Annotated in this window: 27 protein-coding genes and 1 pseudogene; 13 read left to right on the top strand and 15 right to left on the bottom strand. The window is 72.7% G+C overall.

Features of this window, described 5'->3' with window-relative positions; all coding sequences use genetic code 11:
- Positions 1-132: 132 nt before the first annotated feature.
- A complete protein-coding gene (locus tag AB0J53_RS08810; RefSeq protein ID WP_049573305.1) occupies positions 133-345 on the bottom strand; it encodes a dodecin in 213 nt (70 codons plus the stop codon).
- A gap of 99 nt (positions 346-444) precedes the next feature.
- On the opposite strand from AB0J53_RS08810, the gene AB0J53_RS08805 reads away from it, so the two are divergent.
- Positions 445-759 (top strand): DUF3099 domain-containing protein, encoded by a 315-nt coding sequence (locus AB0J53_RS08805; protein ID WP_219505599.1) that lies wholly within the window; start codon positions 445-447, stop codon positions 757-759.
- A gap of 317 nt (positions 760-1,076) precedes the next feature.
- Here AB0J53_RS08805 and AB0J53_RS08800 read toward each other — a convergent pair whose 3' ends face one another.
- The 5 genes and pseudogenes from AB0J53_RS08800 to AB0J53_RS08780 form a co-directional block, all read right to left on the bottom strand.
- Positions 1,077-1,334, bottom strand: coding sequence for a DUF6457 domain-containing protein (locus AB0J53_RS08800; protein ID WP_364171037.1), 258 nt, complete (start codon positions 1,332-1,334; stop codon positions 1,077-1,079).
- A gap of 492 nt (positions 1,335-1,826) precedes the next feature.
- Positions 1,827-2,204 (bottom strand): annotated as a pseudogene (locus tag AB0J53_RS08795) (NTP transferase domain-containing protein); the annotation flags it as partial.
- A complete protein-coding gene (locus AB0J53_RS08790) occupies positions 2,201-3,292 on the bottom strand; it encodes a P1 family peptidase (RefSeq protein ID WP_364170164.1) in 1,092 nt (363 codons plus the stop codon). The gene AB0J53_RS08790 and the pseudogene AB0J53_RS08795, both read right to left, overlap by 4 nt.
- Complete coding sequence (gene moaA / locus AB0J53_RS08785; RefSeq protein WP_364170161.1) at positions 3,293-4,282, bottom strand: GTP 3',8-cyclase MoaA; 990 nt, start codon at positions 4,280-4,282, stop codon at positions 3,293-3,295.
- Between the two features lie 59 nt (positions 4,283-4,341).
- The gene (locus tag AB0J53_RS08780; RefSeq protein WP_364170159.1) at positions 4,342-5,097 is read right to left on the bottom strand and encodes an aminoglycoside phosphotransferase family protein; all 756 of its coding nucleotides are present in this window, start codon (positions 5,095-5,097) and stop codon (positions 4,342-4,344) included.
- 95 nt (positions 5,098-5,192) lie between these two features.
- Here AB0J53_RS08780 and AB0J53_RS08775 point away from each other — a divergent pair, with 95 nt between their 5' ends.
- Positions 5,193-6,347, top strand: a complete 1,155-nt coding sequence (locus AB0J53_RS08775; RefSeq protein ID WP_364170157.1) for an RtcB family protein — start codon at positions 5,193-5,195, stop codon at positions 6,345-6,347.
- A 4-nt stretch (positions 6,348-6,351) separates the two neighbouring features.
- Positions 6,352-6,807: a type II 3-dehydroquinate dehydratase gene (aroQ, locus tag AB0J53_RS08770; RefSeq protein WP_364170154.1), complete on the top strand. Its 456-nt coding sequence runs from the start codon at positions 6,352-6,354 to the stop codon at positions 6,805-6,807.
- On the opposite strand, the gene AB0J53_RS08765 is transcribed toward aroQ, so the two are convergent.
- From AB0J53_RS08765 to AB0J53_RS08750, 4 genes are read right to left on the bottom strand one after another with little or no spacing between them, the layout of a single operon-like run.
- A complete protein-coding gene (locus tag AB0J53_RS08765; RefSeq protein WP_364170151.1) occupies positions 6,782-7,993 on the bottom strand; it encodes a DUF6596 domain-containing protein in 1,212 nt (403 codons plus the stop codon). The genes aroQ and AB0J53_RS08765 overlap by 26 nt on opposite strands.
- The gene (locus AB0J53_RS08760) at positions 7,990-8,334 is read right to left on the bottom strand and encodes a YciI family protein (RefSeq protein WP_364170149.1); all 345 of its coding nucleotides are present in this window, start codon (positions 8,332-8,334) and stop codon (positions 7,990-7,992) included. Before AB0J53_RS08760 ends, AB0J53_RS08765 begins: the two co-directional genes overlap by 4 nt.
- Before the next feature lie 52 nt (positions 8,335-8,386).
- Positions 8,387-9,583: an IucA/IucC family C-terminal-domain containing protein gene (locus AB0J53_RS08755; RefSeq protein WP_364170146.1), complete on the bottom strand. Its 1,197-nt coding sequence runs from the start codon at positions 9,581-9,583 to the stop codon at positions 8,387-8,389.
- Positions 9,570-10,715, bottom strand: coding sequence for an alanine racemase (locus AB0J53_RS08750; RefSeq protein ID WP_364170143.1), 1,146 nt, complete (start codon positions 10,713-10,715; stop codon positions 9,570-9,572). Before AB0J53_RS08750 ends, AB0J53_RS08755 begins: the two co-directional genes overlap by 14 nt.
- A 168-nt stretch (positions 10,716-10,883) precedes the next feature.
- Between AB0J53_RS08750 and AB0J53_RS08745 the strand changes: the two genes are divergently transcribed.
- Genes AB0J53_RS08745 through AB0J53_RS08730 form a run of 4 tightly spaced genes read left to right on the top strand, consistent with a single transcriptional unit; the run spans position 10,884 to position 14,764 of the window.
- The gene (locus AB0J53_RS08745; protein ID WP_364170140.1) at positions 10,884-11,798 is read left to right on the top strand and encodes an ATP-binding cassette domain-containing protein; all 915 of its coding nucleotides are present in this window, start codon (positions 10,884-10,886) and stop codon (positions 11,796-11,798) included.
- Positions 11,795-12,577 (top strand): ABC transporter permease, encoded by a 783-nt coding sequence (locus AB0J53_RS08740; protein WP_364170137.1) that lies wholly within the window; start codon positions 11,795-11,797, stop codon positions 12,575-12,577. The genes AB0J53_RS08745 and AB0J53_RS08740 overlap by 4 nt, the downstream gene beginning before the upstream one ends.
- Before the next feature lie 55 nt (positions 12,578-12,632).
- Positions 12,633-13,322 carry a response regulator transcription factor gene (locus AB0J53_RS08735; protein ID WP_364171035.1) on the top strand — a complete coding sequence of 230 codons (690 nt, stop codon included), beginning with the start codon at positions 12,633-12,635 and terminating at the stop codon, positions 13,320-13,322.
- A complete protein-coding gene (locus tag AB0J53_RS08730) occupies positions 13,319-14,764 on the top strand; it encodes a HAMP domain-containing sensor histidine kinase (RefSeq protein WP_364170134.1) in 1,446 nt (481 codons plus the stop codon). Before AB0J53_RS08735 ends, AB0J53_RS08730 begins: the two co-directional genes overlap by 4 nt.
- A 129-nt stretch (positions 14,765-14,893) precedes the next feature.
- Here AB0J53_RS08730 and AB0J53_RS08725 read toward each other — a convergent pair whose 3' ends face one another.
- The 5 genes from AB0J53_RS08725 to AB0J53_RS08705 form a co-directional block, all read right to left on the bottom strand.
- The gene (locus tag AB0J53_RS08725) at positions 14,894-16,585 is read right to left on the bottom strand and encodes an endo-1,4-beta-xylanase (RefSeq protein ID WP_364170131.1); all 1,692 of its coding nucleotides are present in this window, start codon (positions 16,583-16,585) and stop codon (positions 14,894-14,896) included.
- A 282-nt stretch (positions 16,586-16,867) separates the two neighbouring features.
- The gene (locus AB0J53_RS08720; RefSeq protein ID WP_364170128.1) at positions 16,868-17,071 is read right to left on the bottom strand and encodes a hypothetical protein; all 204 of its coding nucleotides are present in this window, start codon (positions 17,069-17,071) and stop codon (positions 16,868-16,870) included.
- Complete coding sequence (locus tag AB0J53_RS08715) at positions 17,068-17,667, bottom strand: TIGR00645 family protein (protein ID WP_308125777.1); 600 nt, start codon at positions 17,665-17,667, stop codon at positions 17,068-17,070. Before AB0J53_RS08715 ends, AB0J53_RS08720 begins: the two co-directional genes overlap by 4 nt.
- 24 nt (positions 17,668-17,691) lie before the next feature.
- Positions 17,692-17,829 carry a hypothetical protein gene (locus AB0J53_RS08710; RefSeq protein ID WP_219505623.1) on the bottom strand — a complete coding sequence of 46 codons (138 nt, stop codon included), beginning with the start codon at positions 17,827-17,829 and terminating at the stop codon, positions 17,692-17,694.
- Positions 17,830-17,902: 73 nt separating this feature from the next.
- Positions 17,903-18,112 carry a hypothetical protein gene (locus AB0J53_RS08705; protein ID WP_364170125.1) on the bottom strand — a complete coding sequence of 70 codons (210 nt, stop codon included), beginning with the start codon at positions 18,110-18,112 and terminating at the stop codon, positions 17,903-17,905.
- Positions 18,113-18,284: 172 nt separating this feature from the next.
- Between AB0J53_RS08705 and AB0J53_RS08700 the strand changes: the two genes are divergently transcribed.
- From AB0J53_RS08700 to AB0J53_RS08675, 6 genes are read left to right on the top strand one after another with little or no spacing between them, the layout of a single operon-like run.
- A complete protein-coding gene (locus tag AB0J53_RS08700; protein ID WP_364170122.1) occupies positions 18,285-19,346 on the top strand; it encodes an ABC transporter ATP-binding protein in 1,062 nt (353 codons plus the stop codon).
- The gene (locus tag AB0J53_RS08695; protein WP_364170119.1) at positions 19,343-20,440 is read left to right on the top strand and encodes an ABC transporter ATP-binding protein; all 1,098 of its coding nucleotides are present in this window, start codon (positions 19,343-19,345) and stop codon (positions 20,438-20,440) included. The genes AB0J53_RS08700 and AB0J53_RS08695 overlap by 4 nt, the downstream gene beginning before the upstream one ends.
- Positions 20,437-21,324: a sugar ABC transporter permease gene (locus AB0J53_RS08690; protein ID WP_219505631.1), complete on the top strand. Its 888-nt coding sequence runs from the start codon at positions 20,437-20,439 to the stop codon at positions 21,322-21,324. The genes AB0J53_RS08695 and AB0J53_RS08690 overlap by 4 nt, the downstream gene beginning before the upstream one ends.
- Complete coding sequence (locus tag AB0J53_RS08685; RefSeq protein ID WP_219505634.1) at positions 21,321-22,142, top strand: carbohydrate ABC transporter permease; 822 nt, start codon at positions 21,321-21,323, stop codon at positions 22,140-22,142. The genes AB0J53_RS08690 and AB0J53_RS08685 overlap by 4 nt, the downstream gene beginning before the upstream one ends.
- 3 nt (positions 22,143-22,145) lie before the next feature.
- Entirely contained in the window at positions 22,146-22,421 is a 276-nt protein-coding gene (locus tag AB0J53_RS08680) for a DUF2160 family membrane protein (protein ID WP_219505636.1), read from the top strand.
- Between the two features lie 23 nt (positions 22,422-22,444).
- Positions 22,445-24,202: an ABC transporter substrate-binding protein gene (locus tag AB0J53_RS08675; RefSeq protein ID WP_364170115.1), complete on the top strand. Its 1,758-nt coding sequence runs from the start codon at positions 22,445-22,447 to the stop codon at positions 24,200-24,202.
- Positions 24,203-24,271: the final 69 nt, after the last annotated feature.

Raw genomic sequence — 24,271 nt, 5'->3', positions numbered from 1 at the left:
GCCCGCGCCGCCCCTGTCACGTCCCGCACGGAACCGTGACAGAGACGGCGTTTCCCGTGTGTCCCCGGGGTTCCCGGGCGTGTCCGGGTGTTCACCGGCGTGTCCAGGTGTTCCCGGGCTGTCAGGGCGTGCTCAGGCGTCTTCCAGCCTGAAGCCGACCTTCATCCCGACCTGGAAGTGCGCCACCTCTCCCCCCTCGATGTGGCCGCGCACCTCCGTCACTTCGAACCAGTCGAGGTGGCGCAGGGTCTGCGAGGCGCGCCGGATGCCGTTGCGGATGGCCTCGTCGACGCTCTCCCCCGAAGTGCCGACGATCTCGGTCACCCGGTACGTTCGGTCCGTCATGTCCACATCCTCCTTACTAGAAGGCCATGATCGCATGACCTGTGCTCCCAGGGGGGTGCGCCTTCGCGAGCGCCCCGTCCGAGGTCTACGGTGGGAAACATGAGGGGTTGGCGCAGGAAAGAGGCGGTTCACCAGGTGACGGACGCCCGTCCGTCGCTCACCGCCGACGTCCATCGGCGCGAGATCAGCTACCTGGTCAAGATGGGCATCCGGACGATCTGCCTGATCCTGGCGGTCGTGGTGCCGGTGCCGTGGCCCTACCGGCTGCTGTTCATCGCCGGGGCCGTCTTTTTGCCATACATAGCGGTAATCGGGGCCAATGAGAGGGGGAGGGACGCCCCACCTCCCACCTTTCACACACCCGAAGCTAACCAAAGCGAGATACCGCTGCACCGACGCGAGATCGGGTCGTGACTAAGTCTTGACGCATCCCATGGGTTGTAGGTGTACGCTTTAGGCAAGCGCTCCGGTCCCCCGTCGGAGTGCTGGTGCCGGCGTTCCGGGCCCCCGTCGGAACGCCGATGAAGCGACGCCGGGTGGTTTGCCCCCGTAACCACCCGGCGTCGCCCTTTCTCCAGGTAAAGCGTCGCATTAGATGATCTGTTCGACGCGCGCCCCCCGTATTGGATAGGGCTGCTTTCCCGAAATCGTTTACACCCCGCCCTGGCCGTATTTCACAGGAAATCTTCAGGTTCGGGCGGGGCGCTTGACAGCGGTAGTTCGTTCCAGTGTCAGCTGTCCGTCAGCGTCTCGGCCGTCGCCTCGCCCCAATTGCGGGCCAGCGTCGTCAGCCGCGCCACGGCCTCCTCCGGCGCCGTGCCGGCCCCCTCGGCCAGCCCCAGCAGGTACGCCGTCAGCGGCGCCGCCGGCCTCGCGACCCCGTGCGCCACCTCCTTGGTCAGCTCCAGGATCTGGTCCCGGTCCACCCGCGCCGGGTCGACGCCCAGCTCCTTGCAGGCCAGCGCGGTCCATTCGGCCAGTACGTTCATCCGTGCCTCCTCGAGGTCGTCCACAGTGTCGCAGTCGAACCATGCCCGGCGCGGCAACGCCACCCGGGCCCGTGCCAGCGGCGCCAGCAGCCCGCGCAGCGACCGCCCCTCATAGCGGCCCAGCGCCTCCCGCAGCCCGGCCACGTCCCACACGCCCAGCAGCCACTGCTCCCGCCCCTCCCCATCCACGGCCACCACCCCACCGCCCGGCCCAACCCCGGAACCGCCCCCAGCCGGTACGGGCGGACCAGCGTTGCCTGACTCCGCCCGTACCAAGGAACCGCCCCCCACCCGGGAAGGCCCGAACGGCTCGGACGCCACCCCAGGCGGGCCAGAGGCCGCCCCAGGCGGGCCTGACCCCGCCCTGGGCCGGCCGGAAGCGCCTGGCGCCGTGTGAGGCTCCGGCCCCTCGGAGGGAGCCTCCACCCTCCGGGGAGGCCCGGACGAGGCGGCCTGGCCGGTGGGCGCGTCCGTCGCCGGTGGGTGTGCGGGCCGGTCTGGCGCGGTCGCAAGGTGGAGTTCAGGGGTGGGCGGCAGGGAGTGGGCTGTGGTGAGGAGGGTGGTGACGTGGTGGGCGTTCAGGAAGGGGAGGTCGGCGGCGAGGAGGACGACCCAGGGGGCCGTGACGTGGGCGAGGCCGGCGCGCAGGGCGGGGATCGGGCCCGCGCCCGGCGGGTCCTCGCGGGTGAACAGGACGCCGGGCAGGTCACGGGGCGGGCCGACGACGATGACGCGCTCGGCGGTGGGGACGGCCGCGACGACGTTCTCGACCAGCGAGCGGTGGCCGACGTCGAGGCCGGGTTTGTCGAGGCCGCCGAGGCGGCGGGCCTGGCCGCCGGCGAGGATCACCGCGTCGTGTCCGGGCCTCATGGCGCCGCGCCCGGGAGGGGGACGGCGTGGGCGGTGTGGCCGTGCACGCCGGTGGTCGTCGTGGCGGTGAACAGGGAGTTGAGCACGGCCTCCTCGACGGCGTCGAGCGTCGCCTCGAACAGCGGGCTCAGCGAGGCGTCCGGCACGAGGGCGGCGCCGGGGCGGACGCTGAAGGCGATGCCGTAGTCGCCGCTGCCGTGGGTGTAGGCCGCGCCGACCCGGGCCAGGGCGAAGACGGCGCGCCGTGCCACCCGGGTGAGCTGCCGCGCGTCCAGCGGCGCGTCGGTGGCGACCACCACCATGCACGACCCGGCCTCCCCGTCGTCACCGGCCGCCACGGGAGCGGGTAGGCCGGGGAAAGGCGCCGGAGCGCCGGTCGATGAGCGGCCCGCCTCCAGCGGGTCTGACGGTGACCCAGCGGGCTGCAGGCGGCCCGGTGACGGTGTGTTCGCGTGGGATCGGTCCGGATGGGAGGGGCCGGCCGGGGGGAGCCGGAGGGTGCCGGCGAAGTTGGCCTGGACGAGGGCGCCCACCGTGTACGGGCCGACGAGGCGGGAGGAGGTGCCGATCCCGGCCTTGTGGCCGAGCGCCACGGTGCCGGTGCCCGCGCCGACGCAGCCTTCAGGGACGGCCCCGCCGGTCGCCGTGTCGATGGCCGCCAGCACGTGCGCCTCGGTGACGGGCCGGGCGCGGATGTCCGACAGGTGGCCGTCGTTGCACTCCCCCACGACCGGGTTGAAGGTGCGCACGCCGGCGCAGTCGGGCCGGGCGAGCATCCAGGTGACGAGCGCGTCGGCGGCGCGGAAGGCGGACAGCGTGGCGGTCAGGACGACGGGTGATTCCAGCAGGCCGAGCTCGGCGAGCTGGGTGGCGCCGATGAGCTTGCCGTGGCCGTTGCCGGTGAACACGCCGGCGGGCAGCGGGCTGACGGGGGTGGCGCCGGGGACGACGGCGGTGACGCCGGTGCGGATGCCGGGGTCGCGGACGACGGTGCGGTGGCCGACGCGGACGCCGGGCACGTCGGTGATGGCGTTGTGCGCGCCGGGCCGGCCGGCGAGCGGGAGGCCGAGGTCGCGCGCTCTGGGCACCTAGCCGCCGATCGCCGACATGGGCCGGGCGGGCTGGAGGAAGGACGGGTCGTCGATGCCGTGGCCGGGGCGCTTGCGGGCGACGGCGGCGAGCCAGCGCTGGGCGAGGTCGTCGTCGGTGGCTCCGGCGCGCATGGCGGACTTGAGGTCGGACTCCTCGGTGGCGAACAGGCAGTTGCGGATCTGCCCGTCGGCGGTGAGCCGGACGCGGTCGCAGGCGCCGCAGAACGGCCGGGTGACGGAGCCGATGACGCCGACGCGGCCGGGGCCGCCGTCGACGAGGAAGCGTTCGGCGGGGGCGCTGCCGCGGTCCTCGCTCTCGTCGGGGGTGAGGGTGAACGCGGCCGACAGCAGGTCGAGGATCTCGTCGGCGGTGACCATGGTGTCGCGGCTCCAGCCGTGCTGGGCGTCGAGCGGCATCTGCTCGATGAAGCGCAGCTCGTAGCCCTGTTCGAGGCAGTAGCGCAGCAGCGGGACGGCTTCGTGCTGGTTGACGTCGCGCATGAGCACGGCGTTGACCTTGACGGGGCGCAGGCCGGCGTCGTGGGCGGCGGCCATGCCGGCGATCACGTCGGTGAACCGGTCGCGGTGGGCGAGTTTCTTGAACGTGTCGCGGTCGAGGGTGTCGAGCGAGACGTTGACGCGGCCAAGCCCGGCGGCGGCGAGGGGGGCGGCCAGGCGGGCCAGGCCGATGCCGTTGGTGGTGAGCGACACCTGGGGGCGCGGGGTGAGCGCGGTGGTGCGGGCGACGATGTCGGGCAGTTCGCGGCGCAGCAGCGGCTCGCCGCCGGTGTAGCGGACCTCGCGGATGCCGAGGCGTTCGACGCCGACGGTGACGAGCCGGACGATCTCGTCGGCCGTGAGGAGCTGGGAGTTGGGCAGCCAGTCGAGACCCTCGGGCGGCATGCAGTAGGAGCAGCGCAGATTGCACTTGTCCGTGAGCGACACCCGCAGATCCGTCGCCACCCGTCCGAACGAGTCTCGCAACATGGGGCGTCACCTCCTGTCGTTCGCCAGAGGCCCAGCCTACGTCGGCCTTAGGTGCTGTCTCAAAACGCATACCGCTGTACGTGCCGGGCGTCGGCGAGGTACAGCTCGGGGTGGCCGTCGGCGAGGTGGGCGGCGAAGGCGGCGTCGCCGGCGGCGGCCCGTTCGCGGATGTGGCGGGCGAGCCCGTGCAGGACCCGGACGAGGGTGCCGGGCAGCGCCCGCCGGTCGGCCTCGGGCAGGCCGTAGGCGTCGCAGAACAGCCGCAGCCGCCGGATCTGCTCGGCGACGGGCAGCGGCTCCTCGCCGTGGCCGCCGAGGGTGATGGGGACGAACCGGTAGGCGGCGTGGGCGACGTCCCACAGGCGGGGCGCGGGGTGCGCGGTGTCGAAGTCGAGGAACGCGACGGGCACGCCGTCGCGGAAGACGCAGTTATAGGGGGCGACGTCGCCGTGGCAGACGACCTCGGCGGGCTCCTTGGGCGCGAACTGCCAGCGGGCGCCGGCGGGCGGAGTGTAGCCGGCGGTGGCGTCGTGGTAGTCGCGCAGCAGCGCGGCCACGGCGGTCAGCGTGGCGTCGCTCCAGGTGGCGGCGGGCGCCGGGTAGTGGGCGACGACGCCGGGCACGTAGTCGAGGATCTCGCGCCCGCGCTCGTCGAGGCCGTGGGCGCGGGGCGCGCCGGTGAAGCCGCGGACGGCCAGGTGGGTGAGCAGGCCGTGCACGGCGGGAGTCCACGGCGCGGCGGGGCGGCGGACGGTGTCGCCGACCCGGACGACCTCGTTGACCCCGCCTCCGGCCAGCGGTTCTTCGGCGATCACGGCGGCGATCGTAACAAGCCGGCGGGGTAAAATGAGTGGGTTTTCACCTGCGCCCCCGGCAGACTGGATCAAGAACGAACCGAGGAGATCCACTCATGCCGCACCAGCCCGCACCGAACCTGCTGTCCTGGGCCAGCGAGATCGACGAGGGAACGATCACGCAGGCCGCCCGCGCCGCCCGCCTGCCGTTCGTCTCCGGGCACGTCGCTCTCATGCCCGACGCGCACGTCGGCATCGGCGCGACGGTCGGCTCGGTCATCCCCACCGAGGGCGCGATCATCCCGGCCGCCGTCGGCGTCGACATCGGCTGCGGCATGGTCGCGACCGAGACCACGCTCACGGCCGCCGACCTGCCGGCCACGCTCGACGCGCTGATGCCGCTGGTGGAGCGCCGCATCCCGGCGGGCGTCGGCAAGGGCCACGAGGACCCGTCGGTCGACCGGGCGCTGAGCGAGCTCGGCCGTCCGCGCACGGAGCTGACGGGCAAGCAGGAGGCGACGGTGTCGCGCCAGTTCGGCACGCTCGGCTCGGGCAACCACTTCGTCGAGGTGTGCCTGGACGAGCGCGACCGGGTGTGGACGGTGCTGCACTCGGGTTCGCGCGGCATCGGCAACCAGCTCGCGACCAGGCACATCGCCGGGGCCAAGAACCTGATGCGCCGCCAGGCGATCGGGCTGGAGGACCCGGACCTGGCGTACCTGGTGCAGGGCACGCCGGAGTTCGACGCCTACATCGAGGACATGCTGTGGGCGCAGCGCTACGCGATGGCCTCGCGGGCCCGGATGGACCGGGTCCTGGTCGACGCCCTGTTCCGTGTCGTGGGCACGGGGCGGAGGGTGCGGACCATCAACTGCCACCACAACTTCACCCAGCTGGAGGAGCACCACGGCAAGAGGCTGTGGATCACCAGGAAGGGCGCGATCAAGGCCGACACCGGCGACGAGGGCGTCATCCCGGGCTCGATGGGGACGCGCTCGTACATCGTGAGCGGGCGCGGCAACCCGGAGTCGTACCACTCGTGCGCGCACGGGGCGGGGCGGCGGATGTCGCGCACCAGGGCCAAGCGGGAGCTGTCGGCCTCGTCGCTGAAGGCGGCGATGCGGGGCCGCACCTGGAACGAGGACCGCGCGGCGGCGCTGGTGGACGAGCACCCGGAGGCGTACAAGCCGATCGACCAGGTGATGGAGGACCAGAAGGACCTGGTGACGGTGCGGCACACGCTGCGGCAGGTGTTCAACTACAAGGGCTGACACAATGGCGGGCGTGACGACCGTGTACGTGTTCAACGGCCCCAATCTCAACCTGCTCGGCACCCGCAGGCCGGAGGTCTACGGGACGGCCACGCTGGCCGACGTGGAGGCGCTGTGCCGCGAGGAGTGCGCGGCGGCCGGCGTGGAGCTCGACTTCCGGCAGTCCAACCACGAGGGCGACCTCGTCGACTGGATCCAGGAGGCGGGCGCGGCGGTGAAGGCGGGCCGGGCGGTGGGCGCGGTGGTCAACGCGGGCGCCTACACGCACACGTCGGTGGCGCTGCACGACGCGATCGAGGGGGCGGAGCTGCCGGTGGTGGAGGTGCACATCTCCAACGTGCACCGGCGTGAGCCGTTCCGGCACCGCTCGTACCTGTCGCCGGTGGCGGCGGGGATCGTGGTGGGGTTCGGGGTGCGCGGCTACGCGCTGGCGATCAGGGGGCTGTGCCCGCCCAGCTGATGCGCTCCTCCAGCAGGGCCTGCTGGGCGGGGTTGGCGGTCAGACGCAGGGCGCGCTCGTCGGCCTCGCGGGCCTCGCCTGGCCGGCCGAGGTCGCGCAGCAGCTCGGCGTGGGTGGCGTGATAGAGCGGATAGCGGTCGAGCGCGGCCCGCAGGTCCTTCAGCTCGCCGAGCGCGGCCTCGGGGCCGTCGGCGTGACGCACGGCGACGGCGCGGTGCAGCCGGGTGACGGGTGAGGGCGCGAGCCGCAGCAGCATGTCGTAGAGGACGACGATCTGCCGCCAGTCGGTGTCGTCCCAGCGGGCGGCCTCCGCGTGGCAGGCCGCGATGGCGGCCTGGAGCTGGTACGGGCCGGGCGCGCGGTGGCGGCGGGCGGTGCGGGTCAGCAGGGCGGTGGCCGCGGCGATGGCGTCGTGGTCCCAGCGGGACCGGTCCTGGTCGCGCAGCAGCACGAGGCCGCCGGAGTCGTCGAAGCGGGCGGCGTCGCGGGCCCGGTGCAGCCGGATGAGCGCGAGCAGCCCGGCGGCCTCGGGTTCGGCGGGCATCAGCCCGGTCAGCAGGGAGGCGAGCCATTCGGCGTCGTCGACCAGGTCGCGCGAGTGGGCGCGCTCGGCGGTGCTGGACAGGTAGCCCTCGTTGAACAGCAGGTAGATGACGGCCAGCACCTCGCGCACGCGGGCGGGCAGCTCGCCGGCGGCGGGCACCCGGTACGGGATCCCGGCGTCGGCGATCTTCTTCTTGGCGCGGGTGATGCGCTGGGCGACGGTCGTCTCGGGGGCGAGGAAGGCGGCGGCGATCTGGCCGGTGGTGAGCCCGCACACCACGCGCAGGGTGAGCGCGATCTGCGCGGCCCTGGGCAGCGCCGGGTGGCAGCAGGTGAACATGAGCCGCAGCCGCCCGTCGGGCTCGGCCGGGGCGGGGTCGCGCAGCAGCTCCAGCTTGGCCCGGTAGACGGACTCGCGGCGCAGCACGTCCAGGCCGCGGCGGCGGGCCACCGTGTGGAGCCAGGCATCGGGACGGTCCGGGATGCCCTCGTCCGGCCAGCGTCGCAGCGCGGTCTCGACCGCGTCCTGGACCAGGTCCTCGGCGGCGGAGAAGTCGCCGAGGAGCGACACCAGCGAGGCGGCGAGCCGGCCCGCGTGCTCGCGCACCACGCGGGCCAGCTCGTCGGCGGGCGCGCCCGTCACCGTTCGACGGGCCTGATCTCGACCGTCGGGCAGGCGGGCCAGGTGCGGACCATGGCCAGGGCCTCGTCGAGGTCGGCCACGTCGATCTCGGCGAAGCCGCTGACGACCTCCTTGCCCTCCATGAACGGCCCGTCGGTGATGACGGGCTCGCCGCCGCCCTCCAGGCGGACGGTGGTGGCGGTGTGCGGCGGCGCGAGCTTGCTGCCGCCGGTGATCCGGCCGGCGTGGTCGGCGAACCACTGCTCGACCTTCCGTACGGCCTCGGCGCGCTCGTCGTCGGTCATGGCTGCCAGGTCCTTGGTGAACTGCTCGGTGTCCATGAACATCAGCACGTATTTCACAACATTCCCCTTCCCGTGGGTCTCACCTGTAAGACGAACGGGAGAGCGCCCGTCACGACACCGGCCGCCAGGCGGGCGGCTCGCCGGTGTCGGTCAGGTCCCAGGCGCCGTTCGCGCGCAGGCGGTCCTCGTAGTAGTGGACGGTGGCGGGCATGGGCACGCCGGCGGCGAAGGCGTCGCGGGCGGCCCGCCTGAGCCGTTCCGGCGGCACGCCGAGCGCGGACTCGGCGACGGCGGCGAGGCGTTCGAGCGCGTGGTGGCCGAGGAAGCTGTCGTAGGCGAGGCTGAAGACGCTCCCGCGCGGCTGCCGGACGTCGCGGGAGATCACGTTGACGGGCGGCAGCTCGCGGGTGAGGCCGAGGTCGTGGCGGGTGCGGGGGTCGACGTAGACGCCGCAGTCGCGGTAGAGGACGGCCGTGCGCCCGCCGCCGTCGAAGGCGAACAGCGTGTTCTGGCCGTGCGGCTCCAGGACGCATCCCGTACGGGTCAGCGCCCGGCACCACAGCTCGACCATCGGGGTGACGACGCGGCGGGCCAGCCAGTCGCCGGGGTCCTCGCCGCTGCGGGCCACGAGCTGCTCCATCAGCGTCGGGTCGCCGGGCCGCCGCACGTCGTGGCCGTACAGCGCGAACAGCGGCACGGTGAACGGCAGGCCGCCGGAGCGGGGACGGGTCTCGCGCAGCAGGAAGCCCCACGCCTCGCGCGGGTCGTCGCCGAGCACGCCGCCCGCCACCTCGGGCAGCACGGGCAGCCCGGCGGCCAGCAGCTCCTCGGCGGCCCAGAGCTGCACGGTGATGATCGGGCGGCGCAGCCGCCGGGTGAACCGCGACAGCCTGCGCGGGTAGTGCAGCTTGACGAAGTGCGGCTCGACGGGCTCGGCGCCGATCCGCTCGACGAACACGGTGCGGGCGTTGGCCGAGGGCACCACGGTCAGGTCGGGGCCGCGTTCGACCAGCGCCTCGCGGCCGGGCAGGGCGGGGTGGGCGAGCGTCTCGGGGTGGACGGGCAGCAGGAAGCCGTCGCCGCGCCGGTAGAGCTTGGTGAGCGTGGACTCGACGGCGTTCGTCAGGAACGTCCCGGTGACGCGGAAGGTCGGCACGGGGAAGCGGGGGCGGCCGAGCTGCGGATGGTAGGGCTCGGAGATCTCCAGGTCGGCGGAGAAGCTGCTGTAGGCGCGGGTGCCCCCGCCCAGGTAGCGCTCGGCGTGCTGCCAGGTGTGGAGGGGGTCTGCCGCGTCATCGAGGATCATCGCGTCCGTCCAGGTAGTGCAGGCCGGGGTGGGGGTGCATGAGGAAGTCGTGGTGGGACAGGTTCCACGCGTAGGCGCCGGCCAGGCCGAAGGCGATCAGGTCGCCGGGGCGCAGGCCGGTGACGGGGGCGTCGCGGTGCAGCACGTCCTTGGGGGTGCACAGCTGGCCGACGAGGGTGGCGCGGCCGGTCAGGGCGGGGCCCGCGCTCTCGCGGTGGATCACGGTGAAGGGCTGGTCGTGGCCGCGGGCGACGGGGGTGCGCAGGTGGTGGGTGCCGCCGCGCAGGACCGCGTAGTCGCGGCCGTGGTTGCGCTTGACGTCGAGGACGTCGGTGACGTACCAGCCGTCGTAGGCGGTCAGCGCGCGGCCGGGCTCGATCCGCAGCCGCGCCCCGCCGAGGCGGGACAGCGCTTCCGCGTAGGCTTCCCAGCCGAACCGCTCGTCCGGGGCGGCGTAGTCGACGCCCATGCCGCCGCCCAGGTCGAGCTCGGGGGCGGTGAGGTGCGGCAGGTGCGCGCCGATCCAGCCGAGCGACCAGCGGGCGACCTCGGCGGCGAGCCGGGCCAGGCCGGCCGCGTCCTCCCTGGCCCAGGTGAGGTGGGTGTGCAGGCCGTGCACGCGGATCCGCGGGGCATCCGCGAGCAGCGGCAGGCAGGCGGCCAGCCCGGCGGGGTCCATGCCGAACGGGGTGGCGGCGCCCTCGCCGGACAGGCCGGGGTTGGCGCGCAGCAGCACGTCGGCTCCGCGCGGGCCGGCCAGCTCGATCAGGCGGGCCAGCTCGCGGGGGCTCTCGACGTGCAGCCGCTCTACGCCCGCCTCCAGGGCGAGGGCCAGCTCGGCCGGGGTCTTGCCGGGGCCGCTGAAGGCGATCCGGGCGTCCGGCGCGACCTCCCGCACGTGCGCCAGCTCGCCGCCGGAGGCGACCTCGAAGCCGTCCACGTACGGGCGCAGCGTCCGCAGGATCTCGGCGGCCGGGTTGGCCTTGACGGCGTAGAAGACCTCGGCCGTGCCGCCCATCGCGGCGCGCACGTCCGCGGCGTGCGCGGCCAGGCCGGGCAGGTCGTACACGTAGGCGGGCAGGCCGCCGGCGCCCGCCAGCCGCAGCGCCGCGGCGCGCACCCGCTGCCTCACGGGCCGTCGCCCCGTTCGCGTCTCCTCATCGGCTCATTGTTCCGCATGGGCGGGTCCTTCGGGTTTCCTGAGAGTGAACGGCACGGCGGCGGGCCGGCCGGGCGGGTTCCCAGAGTTCTCCCAGAAGCTCACAGAAGGCGGTCGGCCGGACCCGCCAGGATCTCGGCCATGACGACGATCGACGTAAAAGGGCTGACCAAGCGGTACGGGCCGGACACGGTGGTGGACGATTTGTCGTTCACCGTCTCCCCCGGGCAGGTGACCGGCTTCCTCGGCCCGAACGGCGCGGGCAAGTCCACCACGATGAAGATGATCATGGGGTTGGCGGCTCCCACGAGCGGGTCCGCCACCGTCGGCGGACGCCGCTACCGGGACCTGCCCGTGCCCCTGACCGAGGTGGGCGCGCTGCTCGACGCCGGGGCGGTGCACGGCGGCCGGACGGCGTACGACCACCTGCTGGCGCTCGCGGTGAGCAACGGCCTGCCCCGGCGCCGCGCGGACGAGGTGCTCGCCAGGACCGGGCTGGAGTCCGTGGCCGGCAGGCGGGCAGGCGGGTTCTCGCTCGGGATGCGGCAGCGGCTCGGCATCGCGGCGGCGCTGCTCGGCGACCCGGCCGTGCTGATCTTCGACGAGCCGGTGAACGGGCTCGACCCCGAGGGCATCCGCTGGATCCGCGGCTTCATGCGCTCCCTCGCCCGGGAGGGCCGGGCCGTGCTGGTCTCCAGCCATCTCATGAGCGAGATGGCGCTGACCGCCGACCACCTGGTGGTCATCGGCCGGGGCCAGCTCATCGCCGACACCGGGATGGGCGAGTTCGTGCGCGGCGCCGGCGAGGGCGCCGTGCTCGTCCGCGCGTCCGGGGCGGACTCCTTCGCGCGCCGGCTGACCGCCGCCGGGGCCGCCGTGCGCGGCGGGCCGGAGTCGTCCCTCGTCGTCTCCGGCATGACGAGCGCGGAGATCGGCAAGCTCGCCGCCTACCACGGCGTCGAGCTGAGCGAGCTCACCCCGCAGCGGCCCTCGCTGGAGGACGCCTTCATGGAGCTGACCAGGGACAGCGTCGAGTACCAGGGGGCCCAGGCATGAGCTCGGTGCGCTTCACCCACCTCCTGCACGCCGAATGGATCAAGCTGCGCGGGCTGCGTTCCACCTGGTACACGCTGGCGTGCCTGTTCGTGGTCGGGCTCGGCATCACGGGCCTGTCGATGAGCACGGCCGGTGCCGACCACGCGGCCCTGACCGAGGCGGAACGGCAGGCGTGGGACCCGACGAACCTCAGCCTGACGTCGTACATCGTCGCCCAGCTGATCATCGGCGTGGTGGGCATCCTGGTCGTCACCTCCGAGTACGCGACCGGGCTGATGGCGACGACGCTGACCGCCGCGCCCCGCAGGCACCGGCTGCTGGCGGCCAAGGTGGTGGTGGCGACCGCGATCTCCGTGGTGGCGGGGCAGGCGCTGATGCTCGCCTCCTTCCTCCTCGGCCAGGCCCTCCTCGCCGGTCAGGGCGTGCCGTACGCGCGGCTCGGCGACCCGGGGGTGTTCTCCGCGGTGGCGGGCGGCGGGGTCTACCTGGCGGCGATCGCGCTGCTGTCGGCCGGGCTCGGCACGATCATGCGGGCCACGGCGGGGGCGCTCGCCACGCTGGTGGGGATCGTCTTCCTGGTGCCCGCCCTCGCGGGCCTGTTCCCGTCGTGGCTGCAGGGCCTCGTCGCCGTCTGGCCGACCAGGGGCGCCGCCTCGGTGCTCACGACGGTCCCCGACCCGGCCCACCCGTACCCGTGGCTGAACCTGGGCGGGATGTGCCTCGGGGTGGCCGCCGTGCTGGCCGCCGCGTTCGTGCTCTTCCGGCGCCGCGACGTGTGATGGGCGGGCACCGGGCTTCCGTATCCTGGCCGGCGTGGACGGATCAGGCCGGGCGATGACGCCCGAGGACGCCGAGCGGCTGCTGGTGGTGGACGACGAGGCCACCGTCCGCGAGCTGCTCGCGGCGACGCTGCGCTTCGCGGGGTTCCGGGTGACCTCGGTGGCGACAGGGACCGAGGCGGTCGCCGCGGCCGACGCCGAACCGCCCGACCTGGTGCTGCTCGACGTGATGCTGCCGGACATGGACGGCTTCGAGGTGGTCCGGCGGCTGCGCGAGCGGCGGCCGGTGCCCGTCCTGTTCCTCACCGCCCGCGACCGCCAGGCGGACAAGGTCACCGGGCTCTCCCTCGGCGCCGACGACTACGTGACCAAGCCGTTCGACCTGGAGGAGCTGATCGCCAGGATCCGCGCGATCCTCCGCCGCACCTCCGGCCACCACGCCGGGGTGCTGAAGGTGGGGGCGCTCACGCTCGACGCCGACGGGCACCAGGTGACGCGGGAGGGGCGGCCGGTCCGGGTCTCCCCCACCGAGTTCCGGCTGCTGCGCTATCTGATGGAGAACGCCGGGCGCGTGGTGTCCAAGGCGCAGATCCTCGACCGGGTGTGGCGCTACGACTTCGGCGGCGACGCCAGCATCGTCGACACCTACATCTCCTACCTGCGGCGCAAGGTCGACGCCGGGGAGCCCAAGCTCATCCACACCGTGCACGGCGTGGGCTACGTGATGCGCGAGCCCCGGCGGTGAGGCGGCTGTCGCTGCGGGCCAGGCTGCTGCTGCTCACCGCGGGACTGCTGCTGGCCGGGCTGAGCCTGGCCGGCGCGGTCGTCGCCGACCAGCTGGAGCGCTACCAGCTCGGCCGGCTCGACGGCCAGCTGCGCTCGCTCACCGCGCTCGTCTCCAGCGTGCCGGCCCCCGGGCCGCCCGACCTCGCGGACGCCGCCGCCCGCCCCGGCCTCCTCGCGCAGGGACTCGACGTGTTCGGCAGCCCGTACCTGGTCCATCTGGACGCGGGCGGCGCGGTGGCGGCGAGCGTGCACTCGCCCAGGGTGGCCGCCGCGACGCTGCCGCGCCTGGAGGACCTGCGCGCGGTGCCCGCAGACGCGTCGGCCGCCGACCTGCCCGCCGCCGACGGCTCGGGCCGGTGGCGGGCCGTCGCCCGGCCGGCCGCCGGGCGGGGCGGGACGGTGATCGCGGCGGCGCCGCTGGCCGAGGCCGACGCGACCATCGCCCGGGTCCGGGCCAGCAGCGTGATCAGCGGCGCGGTGCTGCTCGTCCTGCTGACGGGGGCCGGCTGGTTCGCCCTCGGCCGGGGGCTGCGGCCGCTGCGCCGGATCGAGCACACCGCGGCCGCGATCGCCGGCGGCGACCTCAGCCGGCGGGTGCCCGTGCTGGCGCCGCCCGGCACCGAGATCGGGCACCTGGCGGCGTCGCTCAACACCATGCTCGGCCAGCTCGAACGCGCCTTCGCCGACCGGGCCGCGTCCGAGGCGCGGATGCGCGCGTTCGTCTCGGACGTCAGCCACGAGCTGCGCACGCCGCTGTTCGTCATCAAGGGCTCGGCCGAGCTGCACCGGATGGGCGCGCTGGCCTCCCCCGCCGACGTCGACGAGGCGATGCGGCGCATCGACCGCGAGGCCACCCGGCTCACCGCGCTCACCGAGGACCTGCTGCTGCTCGCCCAGCTCGACGAGGGCGCCGACGAGCAGCTCGACCTGGCCCCGATGGACCTGCGCACGCTCGCCAACGACGCCCGGCACGACCTGCGCGCCCTCGACCCGGCGCGTCCCGTCGAGGTCACCGGGCCCGACGGTGGGCCGCCCGGCCCGGCGCCGGTCCACGCCGACGAGGCGCGGCTGCGTCAGGTGGTCGCCAACCTGGTGGGCAACGCCGCCGCCCACACCCCGCCGGGCACCCCCGTGCGGATCGGCGTCGGCACGGCGGGCGGCCGGGCGGTGCTCGACGTGGCGGACGAGGGGCCGGGGATGACGGCCGAGCAGGCGGGCCGCGTCTTCGACCGCTTCTACCGGACCGACCGCTCCCGCGACCGCTCGGTCGGCGCCGGCGCGGGGCTAGGGCTGGCCATCGCCCGCTCCCTCGCCCGCGCGCACGGTGGCGACGTCGAGCTGCGGACCGCCCTCGGCGAAGGCGCCCGCTTCCGCCTGACCCTCCCCCTCCTGAACCCCTGACGCCCCCCGTGCGGACCGTACGGGGCGGGCGCGCCCCCGCGTGGGGGCGCGCCCGTGGGAAGCCGCGCGGGCCGTACGGCTCCCGGTGCCGCTCCTCCCTCGGCCCGCGCGGAGATCAGGGGTACGCGGTCACGGCGAGGCGCAGGTGTAGCCCGAGGGCGTCTGCGTGTTGCCGCTGGGGCGGTTGACCTGGAAGCCGAAGCTGGTGGCGGCGTTGGCGGCCAGGGTGCCGTTGTAGGAGACGCTCTTGGCCGTCACCGTCTGCCCGCTGGTGGTCAGGGTGGCGTTCCAGGAGCCCGCGAGGGTGTGGCCGGCGGGCAGGGTGAAGGTGACGGTCCACCCGTTGAGCGTGGCCGAGCCGGTGTTGGTGACGGTGACGGGCTGCACGACGTAGCCGTTGTTCCACTGGGTCTGGACGGTGCCCGTCGCGGTGCAGGGGCCGCCGGGGCCGCCGCCCGCGCTGGTCTCGAAGGTCACCGTCGCCGAGGGGGTGGACAGGTTGCCGGCGCCGTCGCGGGCGCGCACGTACACCTGGTACTCGGTGTCGGCCGTCAGGCCGGTGAGGGTGGTGGAGTTGGTGGCCGACTGGCCGAGCAGCGTGTCGGTGGCGCCCTGCTCGCGGTAGACGTTGTAGCCGGCCAGGCCGCTGCCGCCGGAGTCGGTGGAGGCCGCCCAGGACAGGCTCGCCGAGCTGCTCGTGACGCCGGAGGCCGCCGGGGTGCCCGGGGTGGTCGGCGGGGTGGTGTCGTTGCCGGTGCCGCCGGCGAGCGCGTCGTGCACGGCGGTGTAGGCCGGCTTGGTCTGGTAGTTCTCGTTGTAGATGAGCGCGGCGCCCTCGCCGGGGAACGTGTCGGGCACCCAGGAGTGCCTGTCCGTGATGCCCCAGATGGTGACGCCGGCGCAGGCGGTCACGGCGAGGCAGGCGTTGACGACGTTGCGGTAGTAGGTGGCCTGGGTGGCGTCCTTGGAGGCGTCGCGCGGCATCTGCATGCGCACGTCGAGCTCGGTGATGCGCACCTGGACGCCGAGGTCGGCGAAGCGCTGCAGGTTCTGCTGCAGGTCGCTGGGGAAGCCGTACTGGATGGCCAGGTGGCTCTGGAAGCCGACGCAGTCGACGGGCACGTTCTGCTGGCGCAGCGACCGGACCAGGTTGTACATGGCGGTGCTCTTGGCGTTGATGCCCTCGACGTTGTAGTCGTTGATGCACAGCCGGGCGTCGGGGTCGGCGGCGCGGGCGTAGCGGAAGGCGTCGGCGATGTAGCTCTGGCCGAGCGTGTTGTACCAGAACGAGGTGCGCAGGCTGCCGTTCTCCTCGAAGACCTCGTTGACCACGTCCCAGGAGACCAGGGCGGGATTGTCGGCGTAGCGGCCGGCGACCGTGTCGATGTGGTTGCGCATGGCCTCGCGCATGGCGGTGGCGGACAGGTTCTGCACCCAGGTGGGGGTCTGGCTGTGCCAGACGAGCGTGTGGCCGTGGACCTGCTGGTCGTTCTGCTGGGCGAAGTTCATGATGGCGTCGGCGCCGGAGAAGTTGAACTGGCCCTGGCTGGGCTCGGTGGCGTCCCACTTCATCGCGTTCTCGGCGGTGATCTGGTTGAACTCGCCGGCCGCGAGCGTGCGGTACTGGGTCTCGTTCGACAGCGGCCCGGTGGCGAGGGCGGCGCCGATGAACTTGCCGCGTGCGGCGGCGTGCTGGCGCAGCGGCGCCGAGGCGTCGGCTGGGGCGGCCGGCGCCAGGAACACGGTGAGCAGGGCGAGGGCCGCCGCCGCCGTGAGGGTTCTGATCCGGGCTCCGGATCTGTTGAGCGTTGTCGAGAGCACGAGCACCTACCTCCGCGAAGTTCCGATCCCGAAAGTTTCATCAGCCCGGGACCCTTGCGGGGAAGGTATTGACATGCGGGAGCGTGGTCAATGCCGGGAACGGCGTCCCGTCATCGGCGCAGGTGGTGAGCAGAAATTATCGGACGCTATATGAAACTTTCACGAGCGGAGGCGCCGCGTGCCCGCCCCGCAGGGGGAGCTGGGGGCGGGCACGGGGTCCCGGGAGGTGGGTGGCCTGCCGGGAGCATGGCGGTCAGGCGCCGGTCCTGCGCCTCGTGCCGGTCATGCGTCGTCGTCGGAGACGCGCGAGGCGTCCGTGCATTTACTGGATCCGGAGCTGAGCACGGGGAACAGCGCGCCGCAGGTGCTGACCGGCGCCGACACCGGCTCGACGATCTCGTCGTTGAAGATGATGATGTCGCCGAGGAGCGGTGGAGCCGGCTTCGCCGCCGCCGGGGACACCTGCGCGAGCAAGCCGACGATCACGCCGCCGATACCCGTTGCTGCGGCGAGGCGGAAGCCGGGTCGCCCGGCCGGTGCCGGCTCGGCCGGCTGTTCAGCATGATGCGGTCGATGAGGGCCAGCGCGACAGCCGAGACGATGAAGGTCAGATGAATCAAGGTTTTCCATAGCAGTTCCCTGTCGGTGACGGCCGGGCGGGCCGCGTTGATGAATATCTGCAGCAGGTGGATGGAGGAGATGCCGATGATGGCCATGGCGAGCTTGACCTTGAGCACGTTGGCGTTCACGTGGGAGAGCCATTGGGGCTGGTCGGGATGCCCCTCGATGCGCAGGCGCGACACGAACGTCTCGTAGCCGCCCACTATCACCATGATCAGCAGGTTGGAGATCATCACCACGTCCACCAGTCCGAGGACGATGAGCATGACGGTGGTCTCCGGAGGGTGGCCGCCGAACCCGAGCTCCACGAGGTGGATCAGCTCGGCCATGAACCGCCACACGTAGACGACCTGTGCGGCGATGAGGCCCAGGTAGAGGGGCGCCTGGATCCAGCGGCTGAGGAACATGACGTAGCCGAGGCGCTTGAGCGGGCTGCGCCGCTCGCGGGGGGCGCCGGCCACGTGCAGAGGCAGGGGCGGGTGCATCTAGGACGTGAGGAGGTTGACGTGCTGGATGACGGTCTCCAGGCCGATCAGCGGCTCGCCGCCGGCGTCCGCCGCCAGGGGCGGCAGGACGATCGCGGCCGCCGTGAGGACGGCGACGTACAGGGTCCGCAGGTACAACGCTGCTCCTTGGGGTTGCTGGGCGGAACGGAAACCTGCGGCCGGGACGGGAGCCGCCCCGGCCTGCCGAGGGTCAGGGCGCGGTCAGGCAGTTGACGGCGGGGATCTCGGCCGGAATGCCCGGGGCCGCGGGGTCGACGAGGGTGGTGACCTCGCCGGCGCTGGCCGTGAGGCACTCGAGGGCCCCGACCGGGTCGACGATGGCGTGGGCGGGCGCGGTGGCGGCGAGCAGGCCGCCGGCCACGAGGGCGGCGACGCCGGTCAGGCGAAACGTGCGGTGCATGAGACCTCCTGGGTCCGGTAGGGGAACACCCCTGAACTGCTACCCACAGTAGTTTTTCAGTAACTCTCAGTACAGGAATTGACCGCGATTCTCATGCGCGCCGCCGCGAAAAAGACCCTTTGCACGCCTTTGTGGATCATGTTAACTGGAGGAGAAAAGGTGGCGATCTATCATGCTGCTCATCGACGGCGTCCGCGTACGGCAGCGCGGCGAGGTCTGGCTCGACGACATCAACCTGGAGTTACCGAGAGGGATGACTACCCTCCTGGGGCCGATGACGGCAGGCAAGACGACGCTCATGCGGGTCGTCGCCGGGCTGCTCCCACCGGACGCGGGGCGGGTGCTCGTCGGCGGGCGTGACGTCACCTCGGTCTCGGTGCGCCGCAGGTCGGTCGCCTTCGTCTACCAGCGTTTCATCAACTACCCGACGCTGACGGTGTACGAGAACATCGCCTCCCCGCTGCGCCTGGACCGGGCCTTCCCCCGCGAGTCGGTGGACCGGCGGGTGCGCGAGGTGGCCGAGCTGATGGGCATCGGCGAGCTGCTGGACCGGCGGCCCGGCGAGCTGTCCGGCGGCCAGCAGCAGCGCACCGCGATCGCCAGGGCGCTGGCGCGGCCGGTGGACGTGCTGCTGCTCGACGAGCCGCTGGCCAACCTGGACTTCAAGCTGCGCGAGCAGTTGCGCGCCGACCTCAAGGGCATGTTCGCGGACTCCCCCGGCGTGGTGCTGTACGCGACGGCCGACCCGAACGAGGCGCTGTCGTTCGGCGCCCCGGCGGTGGTGCTGGGCGAGGGCCGGGTGCTGCACACCGGCGACGTGGCCGCCCTGTACGCCGGGCCGCCGTCGCTGGCGGTCGCCGCGGCGCTCAGCGACCCGCCGCTCAACGTGCTGCCGGGCGTGGCGCGTGAGGGCGGGATCGACTGCCTCGGCGCGACCTTCCCCGCCCCCGCCGGGCTGCCGCCGGGTCGTGAGGTGGCGCTGGCCGTGCGCCCGCACCAGGTGGCCGTCGAGCGACCCGGCGGCGGCGCGGTGGGCTTCCCCGCGGAGGTCCGGCTGGCGGAGGTGACGGGCGGGTCGACGTTCCTGCACCTGCTGCTGGACGGCGGCCCGCACGTGGTGGCCCACCTGCCGGGCACGCGGGCCTACGAGCCGGGCGGCCGGGCTACCGCGTACGTGGACCCGGAGGACGTGTTCGTGTTCGAGTCGCGGCATGGCGGAGGACAATCTGCATGACTGACATCCGGCTGGAGGGCGTGGGACACAGCTACGACGGCGGCCGGACGTGGGCGCTGCGGCCGACGACGTGGACGTGGCGCGGGTCGCGGGCGTACGCGCTGCTCGGGCCGAGCGGGTGCGGCAAGACGACGCTGCTGAACATCGTCTCGGGGCTGCTCTCCCCCACCACCGGCCGGATCTGGTTCGGCGACCGGGACGTGACCGGGGTGCCGACGGCGGGGCGCAACATCGCGCAGGTCTTCCAGTTCCCGGTGCTGTACGAGGAGATGTCGGTCTACGACAACCTGGCCTTCCCGCTGCGCAACCGGGGCCTGGGCCGGGCGGAGACGGACCGGCGGGTGCGGGAGGTGTCGCGGCTGCTGGGCCTGGACGAGCATCTGCGGCGCCGATCGCGGCGGCTGGACCCCGGCCGGCAGCAGATCGTCGCGCTGGGCCGCGGGCTGGTGCGGCCGGACGTGGCGGCGGTGCTGCTGGACGAGCCGCTGACCGTGGTCGACCCGGCGGTGAAGTGGGCGCTGCGCAGCAAGCTGAAGGAGATCCACCGCGACACCGGGCACACGCTGATCTACGTCACGCACGACCAGACGGAGGCGCTGACGTTCGCCGACGAGGTGGTCGTGCTCAACGAGGGGCGCATCGTGCAGGCGGGCGAGCCGGGCGAGCTGTTCCTGTCGCCGGCGCACGAGTTCGTCGGCCACTTCATCGGCTCGCCCGGCATGAACGTGCTGCCGGGCGAGCTGTCCGGCGGCGTGGTGCGGGTCGGCGGCACGGCGCTGGGGCGGGCCTCCGGCGACCTGCCGCCGGGGCCGGTGCGGGTCGGGGTGCGGCCGGAGTTCGTCCGCCTGGGCGCCGGGCACGGCGGGCTGAACGGGCTGACGGGCCGGGTGACGGGCGTGGACCGGATGGGCGCCTACGACCTGGTGCACGCGGCGGTGGACGGGCACCCGCTCGTCGTCCGCGCGGAGGCCGGGACGGCGGTCACGGTGGGCGAGGCGGAGCCGCTGAGCTTCACCGAGGGGCGCGCGTTCCTGTTCAGGGACGCGGTCAGGTGCGGGGTGGTCGAGCCGCTGGACGGGAGGCCCGGAGCGTGAGCGAGAAGCGTCCGCCGGAGGTCAAGCGGCGCGACAACCGGGCCTGGTGGCTGGTGCTGCCGGTCGTGCTGTCGGTGGCGTTCACCGCGGTGATCCCGCTGATGACGGTCGTGAACTACTCGGTGCAGGACGTGTTCAGCCCGAACGACCGGATCTTCGTCGGGCTGGAGTGGTTCCGCGACGTGACCCGCGACCCGGAGGTGCGCGCGGCGTTCGGCCGCACGCTGCTGTTCTCGGCGCAGGTGCTGCTCGTCGAGATCCCGCTGGGCGTGGCGATCGCGGCGACGATGCCGCGCCACGGGCGGGTCGCGGTGCCGGCGGCGCTGGTCGTGGTGGCGCTGCCGCTGCTCATCCCGTGGAACGTGGTCGGCACCATCTGGCAGATCTTCGCCCGTCCCGACATCGGCCTGGGCGGCTGGGCGGTCAACCGGGTGCCGGGCGTGAACTTCAACTACACGCTCGACGCCACCGACGCGTGGATCACGGTGCTCGTCATGGACGTGTGGCACTGGACGCCGCTGGTGGCGCTGCTGGCGTACGCGGGGCTGCGGTCGATCCCGGACCCGTATTTCCAGGCGGCGCAGATCGACGGGGCGTCGGCGTGGGCGACGTTCCGGCACGTCCAGCTCCCGAGGCTGCGCGGGGTGCTGACGATCGCGATCCTGCTGCGGTTCATGGACAGCTTCATGATCTACACCGAGCCGTTCGTGGTGACGGGCGGCGGGCCGGGCAACGCCACGTCGTTCCTCAGCATCCTGCTGTCGAAGATCGCCGTCGGGCAGTTCGACCTGGGGCCGGCGGGCGCGTTCTCGCTGCTGTACTTCCTGGTGGTGCAGATCGCCTGCTACGTGTTCTTCACCGTGCTGACGAGGAGCGGCCGATGAGCGGGCGGGACGGGCGGCGGCTGCCGTGGGCGCGGACGGTGTTCTGGCTGTACGGGGCGACGCTGCTGCTGCCGGTGCTGTGGATGTTCGGCATGTCGATCCGCCCGAACCAGGACATCCTCGGAAGCTTCTCGCTGATTCCGCAGCGGGTGACGTTCGACAACTACGTCACGTTCTTCACGAACCCGGTGTGGTATTCGAGCTACCTGAACTCGATCGTCTACACGTCGATGAACGCGGTGATGTCGCTGGTCGTGGCGTTGCCGGCGGCCTACGCGTTCTCCCGGTTCCGCTTCGCCGGGGACCGGCACCTGTTCTTCTGGCTGCTGACGAACCGGATGGCGCCCCCGGCGGTGTTCCTGCTGCCGTTCTTCCAGATCTACCAGTCGGTCGGCCTGTTCGACACGCATCTGGGCGTGGCGATCGCGCACATGCTGTTCAACGTGCCGCTGGCGGTGTGGATCCTGGAGGGGTTCATGTCGGGCATCCCCCGCGAGATCGACGAGACGGCGGCCATCGACGGCTACTCGCTCCCCCGGTTCTTCGTGCGGATCTTCCTGCCGATGATCCGGTCGGCGATCGGCGTGACGCTGTTCTTCTGCTTCATGTTCAGCTGGGTGGAGCTGCTCATCGCCAGGACGATCACCTCGGTGAACGCCAAGCCGATCGCCGCCACGATGACGCGCACGGTGAGCGCGGCGGGCGTCGACTGGGGGCTGCTGGCGGCGGCCGGGGTGCTGACGATCGTGCCGGGCGCGATCGTCATCTGGTTCGTGCGCAACTACATCGCCCGCGGGTTCAGCCTGGGGAGGGTGTGAGCGGTGCTGGAGTGGATGGTGTGGACGGCGCCCACGGCGCTGGTGTTCGCCGGGCTGGCGCTGCTGCTGGCCGGGATGGCCGTCTGGGCGCGGATCTCGCCGCCGGTGGCGCGGCGCGGCTTCCTGCGCATCGAGACCGATCGGGGTGACCGGCTGTACATCGGCCTCGTCAGCGCCGCCGTGGTGCTCGCCGGATGGATCGCGGTCAGCGACCTGTCCATGTGGCTCGCGCTGGCGCTCGCGGTCGTGGTGGTGCTGGTCATCGGCAGATGGGGCTGACCCGAGGAGGCGCAATGGCGTTCATGGCACGAGGTCCGGCCGTACCCGTCCTGCTGCTCGCCCTGGTGGCGGCGGGATGCTCGCAGGGGCAGGGAGGCGGTGGCGGCGAGTTCCGGGAGGCGGACGCGAAGGCGGCGGCGCAGCGGTGGGTGTCCACCGAGTTCACGCCGAGCACGCTGACGCGCGACCAGCAGCTGGCCGAGATGGACTGGTTCATGAAGGCGGCCCAGCCGTACCGGGGCATGGAGATCAACGTCGTGTCCGAGACGATCACCACGCACCAGTACGAGTCGCAGCGCCTGGCCAAGGCGTTCGGCGAGATCACCGGCATCCGGGTCAAGCACGACCTGATCCAGGAGGGTGACGTGATCGAGAAGCTGCAGACGCAGATCCAGGGCGACCAGAACATCTACGACGCCTACGTCAACGACTCCGACCTGATCGGCACGCACGCGCGCGGCGACTACGTCTTCCCGCTGTCGGACTACATGGCCGGCGAGGGCAAGGCCGTCACCTCGCCGACGCTCGACCTCGGCGACTTCATCGGCATCAGCTTCACGACCGGGCCGGACAAGAAGCTCTACCAGCTTCCCGACCAGCAGTTCGCCAACCTCTACTGGTTCCGCTACGACTGGTTCACCGACCCGGCGATCAAGAAGCAGTTCCGCGACGCCTACGGCTACGAGCTGGGCGTCCCGGTCAACTGGGCGGCCTACGAGGACATCGCGGAGTTCTTCACCTCGAAGGTCAACGGCGACGGCACGATCGACGGCGTCAAGGTGTACGGCCACATGGACTACGGGCGCAAGGACCCGTCGCTCGGCTGGCGGTTCACCGACTCGTGGCTGTCGATGGCGGGCAACGGCGACCCCGGCCTGCCGAACGGGCTGCCGGTCGACGACTGGGGCATCCGGGTGGAGAACTGCCGCCCGGTGGGCTCGTCGGTCACCCGGGGCGGCGACACCAACGGCCCGGCGGCCGTCTACGCGCTGACCAAGTACGTCGACTGGCTGAAGCGGTTCGCGCCGAGGTCGGCGGCCGGGATGAACTTCAGCGAGGCCGGCCCGGTGCCCGCGCAGGGCAACATCGCCCAGCAGATCTTCTGGTACACCTCGTTCACCGCCGACATGACCAAGCAGGGGCTGCCGGTCGTCAACGCCGACGGCACGCCGAAGTGGCGCATCGCGCCGAGCCCGCACGGCGCGTACTGGAAGGAGGGCAACAAGCTCGGCTACCAGGACGCGGGCTCGTGGACGCTGCTGCGCAACACCCCGGCGGAGCGCCGCGCGGCGGCCTGGCTGTACGCGCAGTTCGTCACGTCCAAGACGGTGTCGCTGAAGAAGTCCATCGTCGGGCTGACCTTCATCCGCGACTCCGACCTGCGCAGCGACCACTTCGAGCGCAACGCGGACAAGTACGGCGGCCTGATCGAGTTCTACCGGGGCCCGGCGCGTGAGCAGTGGACGCCGACCGGGACGAACGTGCCGGACTACCCGAGGCTGGCGCAGCTGTGGTGGCAGAACGTGGCCACCGCCGTCACCGGGGAGACGACGCCGCAGCAGTCGATGGACAACCTGGCCAGGCAGCAGGACGACATCCTGTCGCGGCTGGAGCGGCGCGGCTACGGCGGCGCGTGCGCGCCCAAGCTGAACCCCGAGCGTGACGCGCAGCACTGGCTGGACCAGCCGGGCGCGCCCGCGCCGAAGCTCGCCGACGAGCGCGGCAAGCCCGAGACGCTCGACTACGACCAGCTCGTCGCCCAGTGGAAGAAGATCGACTGACGGCGGCCCCGGTTTCCGGCCGGAGACCTCAGGGCAGGACTCCGGCCAGGGGATTTCGGGGGAAACACG

Source organism: Nonomuraea sp. NPDC049725 (assembly GCF_040674795.1).
Taxonomy (GTDB): domain Bacteria; phylum Actinomycetota; class Actinomycetes; order Streptosporangiales; family Streptosporangiaceae; genus Nonomuraea; species Nonomuraea ceibae.
Note: the sequence above shows the minus strand (reverse complement) of the source record. Positions and strands in the feature narration are given on the sequence as shown.

Excerpts from the sequence above, each read along its gene's own strand:
- aroQ (WP_364170154.1), top strand. The coding sequence starts at position 6,352 with ATGGCGGGCGTGACGACCGTGTACGTGTTCAACGGCCCCAATCTCAAC.
- AB0J53_RS08735 (WP_364171035.1), top strand. The coding sequence starts at position 12,633 with ATGACGCCCGAGGACGCCGAGCGGCTGCTGGTGGTGGACGACGAGGCC.
- AB0J53_RS08800 (WP_364171037.1), bottom strand. The coding sequence starts at position 1,334 with ATGAACGTACTGGCCGAATGGACCGCGCTGGCCTGCAAGGAGCTGGGC.
- AB0J53_RS08775 (WP_364170157.1), top strand. The coding sequence starts at position 5,193 with ATGCCGCACCAGCCCGCACCGAACCTGCTGTCCTGGGCCAGCGAGATC.
- AB0J53_RS08810 (WP_049573305.1), bottom strand. The coding sequence starts at position 345 with ATGACGGACCGAACGTACCGGGTGACCGAGATCGTCGGCACTTCGGGG.
- AB0J53_RS08740 (WP_364170137.1), top strand. The coding sequence starts at position 11,795 with ATGAGCTCGGTGCGCTTCACCCACCTCCTGCACGCCGAATGGATCAAG.
- AB0J53_RS08805 (WP_219505599.1), top strand. The coding sequence starts at position 445 with ATGAGGGGTTGGCGCAGGAAAGAGGCGGTTCACCAGGTGACGGACGCC.
- AB0J53_RS08745 (WP_364170140.1), top strand. The coding sequence starts at position 10,884 with ATGACGACGATCGACGTAAAAGGGCTGACCAAGCGGTACGGGCCGGAC.
- AB0J53_RS08705 (WP_364170125.1), bottom strand. The coding sequence starts at position 18,112 with ATGCACCGCACGTTTCGCCTGACCGGCGTCGCCGCCCTCGTGGCCGGC.
- AB0J53_RS08675 (WP_364170115.1), top strand. The coding sequence starts at position 22,445 with ATGGCACGAGGTCCGGCCGTACCCGTCCTGCTGCTCGCCCTGGTGGCG.
- AB0J53_RS08695 (WP_364170119.1), top strand. The coding sequence starts at position 19,343 with ATGACTGACATCCGGCTGGAGGGCGTGGGACACAGCTACGACGGCGGC.
- AB0J53_RS08685 (WP_219505634.1), top strand. The coding sequence starts at position 21,321 with ATGAGCGGGCGGGACGGGCGGCGGCTGCCGTGGGCGCGGACGGTGTTC.
- AB0J53_RS08700 (WP_364170122.1), top strand. The coding sequence starts at position 18,285 with ATGCTGCTCATCGACGGCGTCCGCGTACGGCAGCGCGGCGAGGTCTGG.
- AB0J53_RS08755 (WP_364170146.1), bottom strand. The coding sequence starts at position 9,583 with ATGATCCTCGATGACGCGGCAGACCCCCTCCACACCTGGCAGCACGCC.
- moaA (WP_364170161.1), bottom strand. The coding sequence starts at position 4,282 with ATGTTGCGAGACTCGTTCGGACGGGTGGCGACGGATCTGCGGGTGTCG.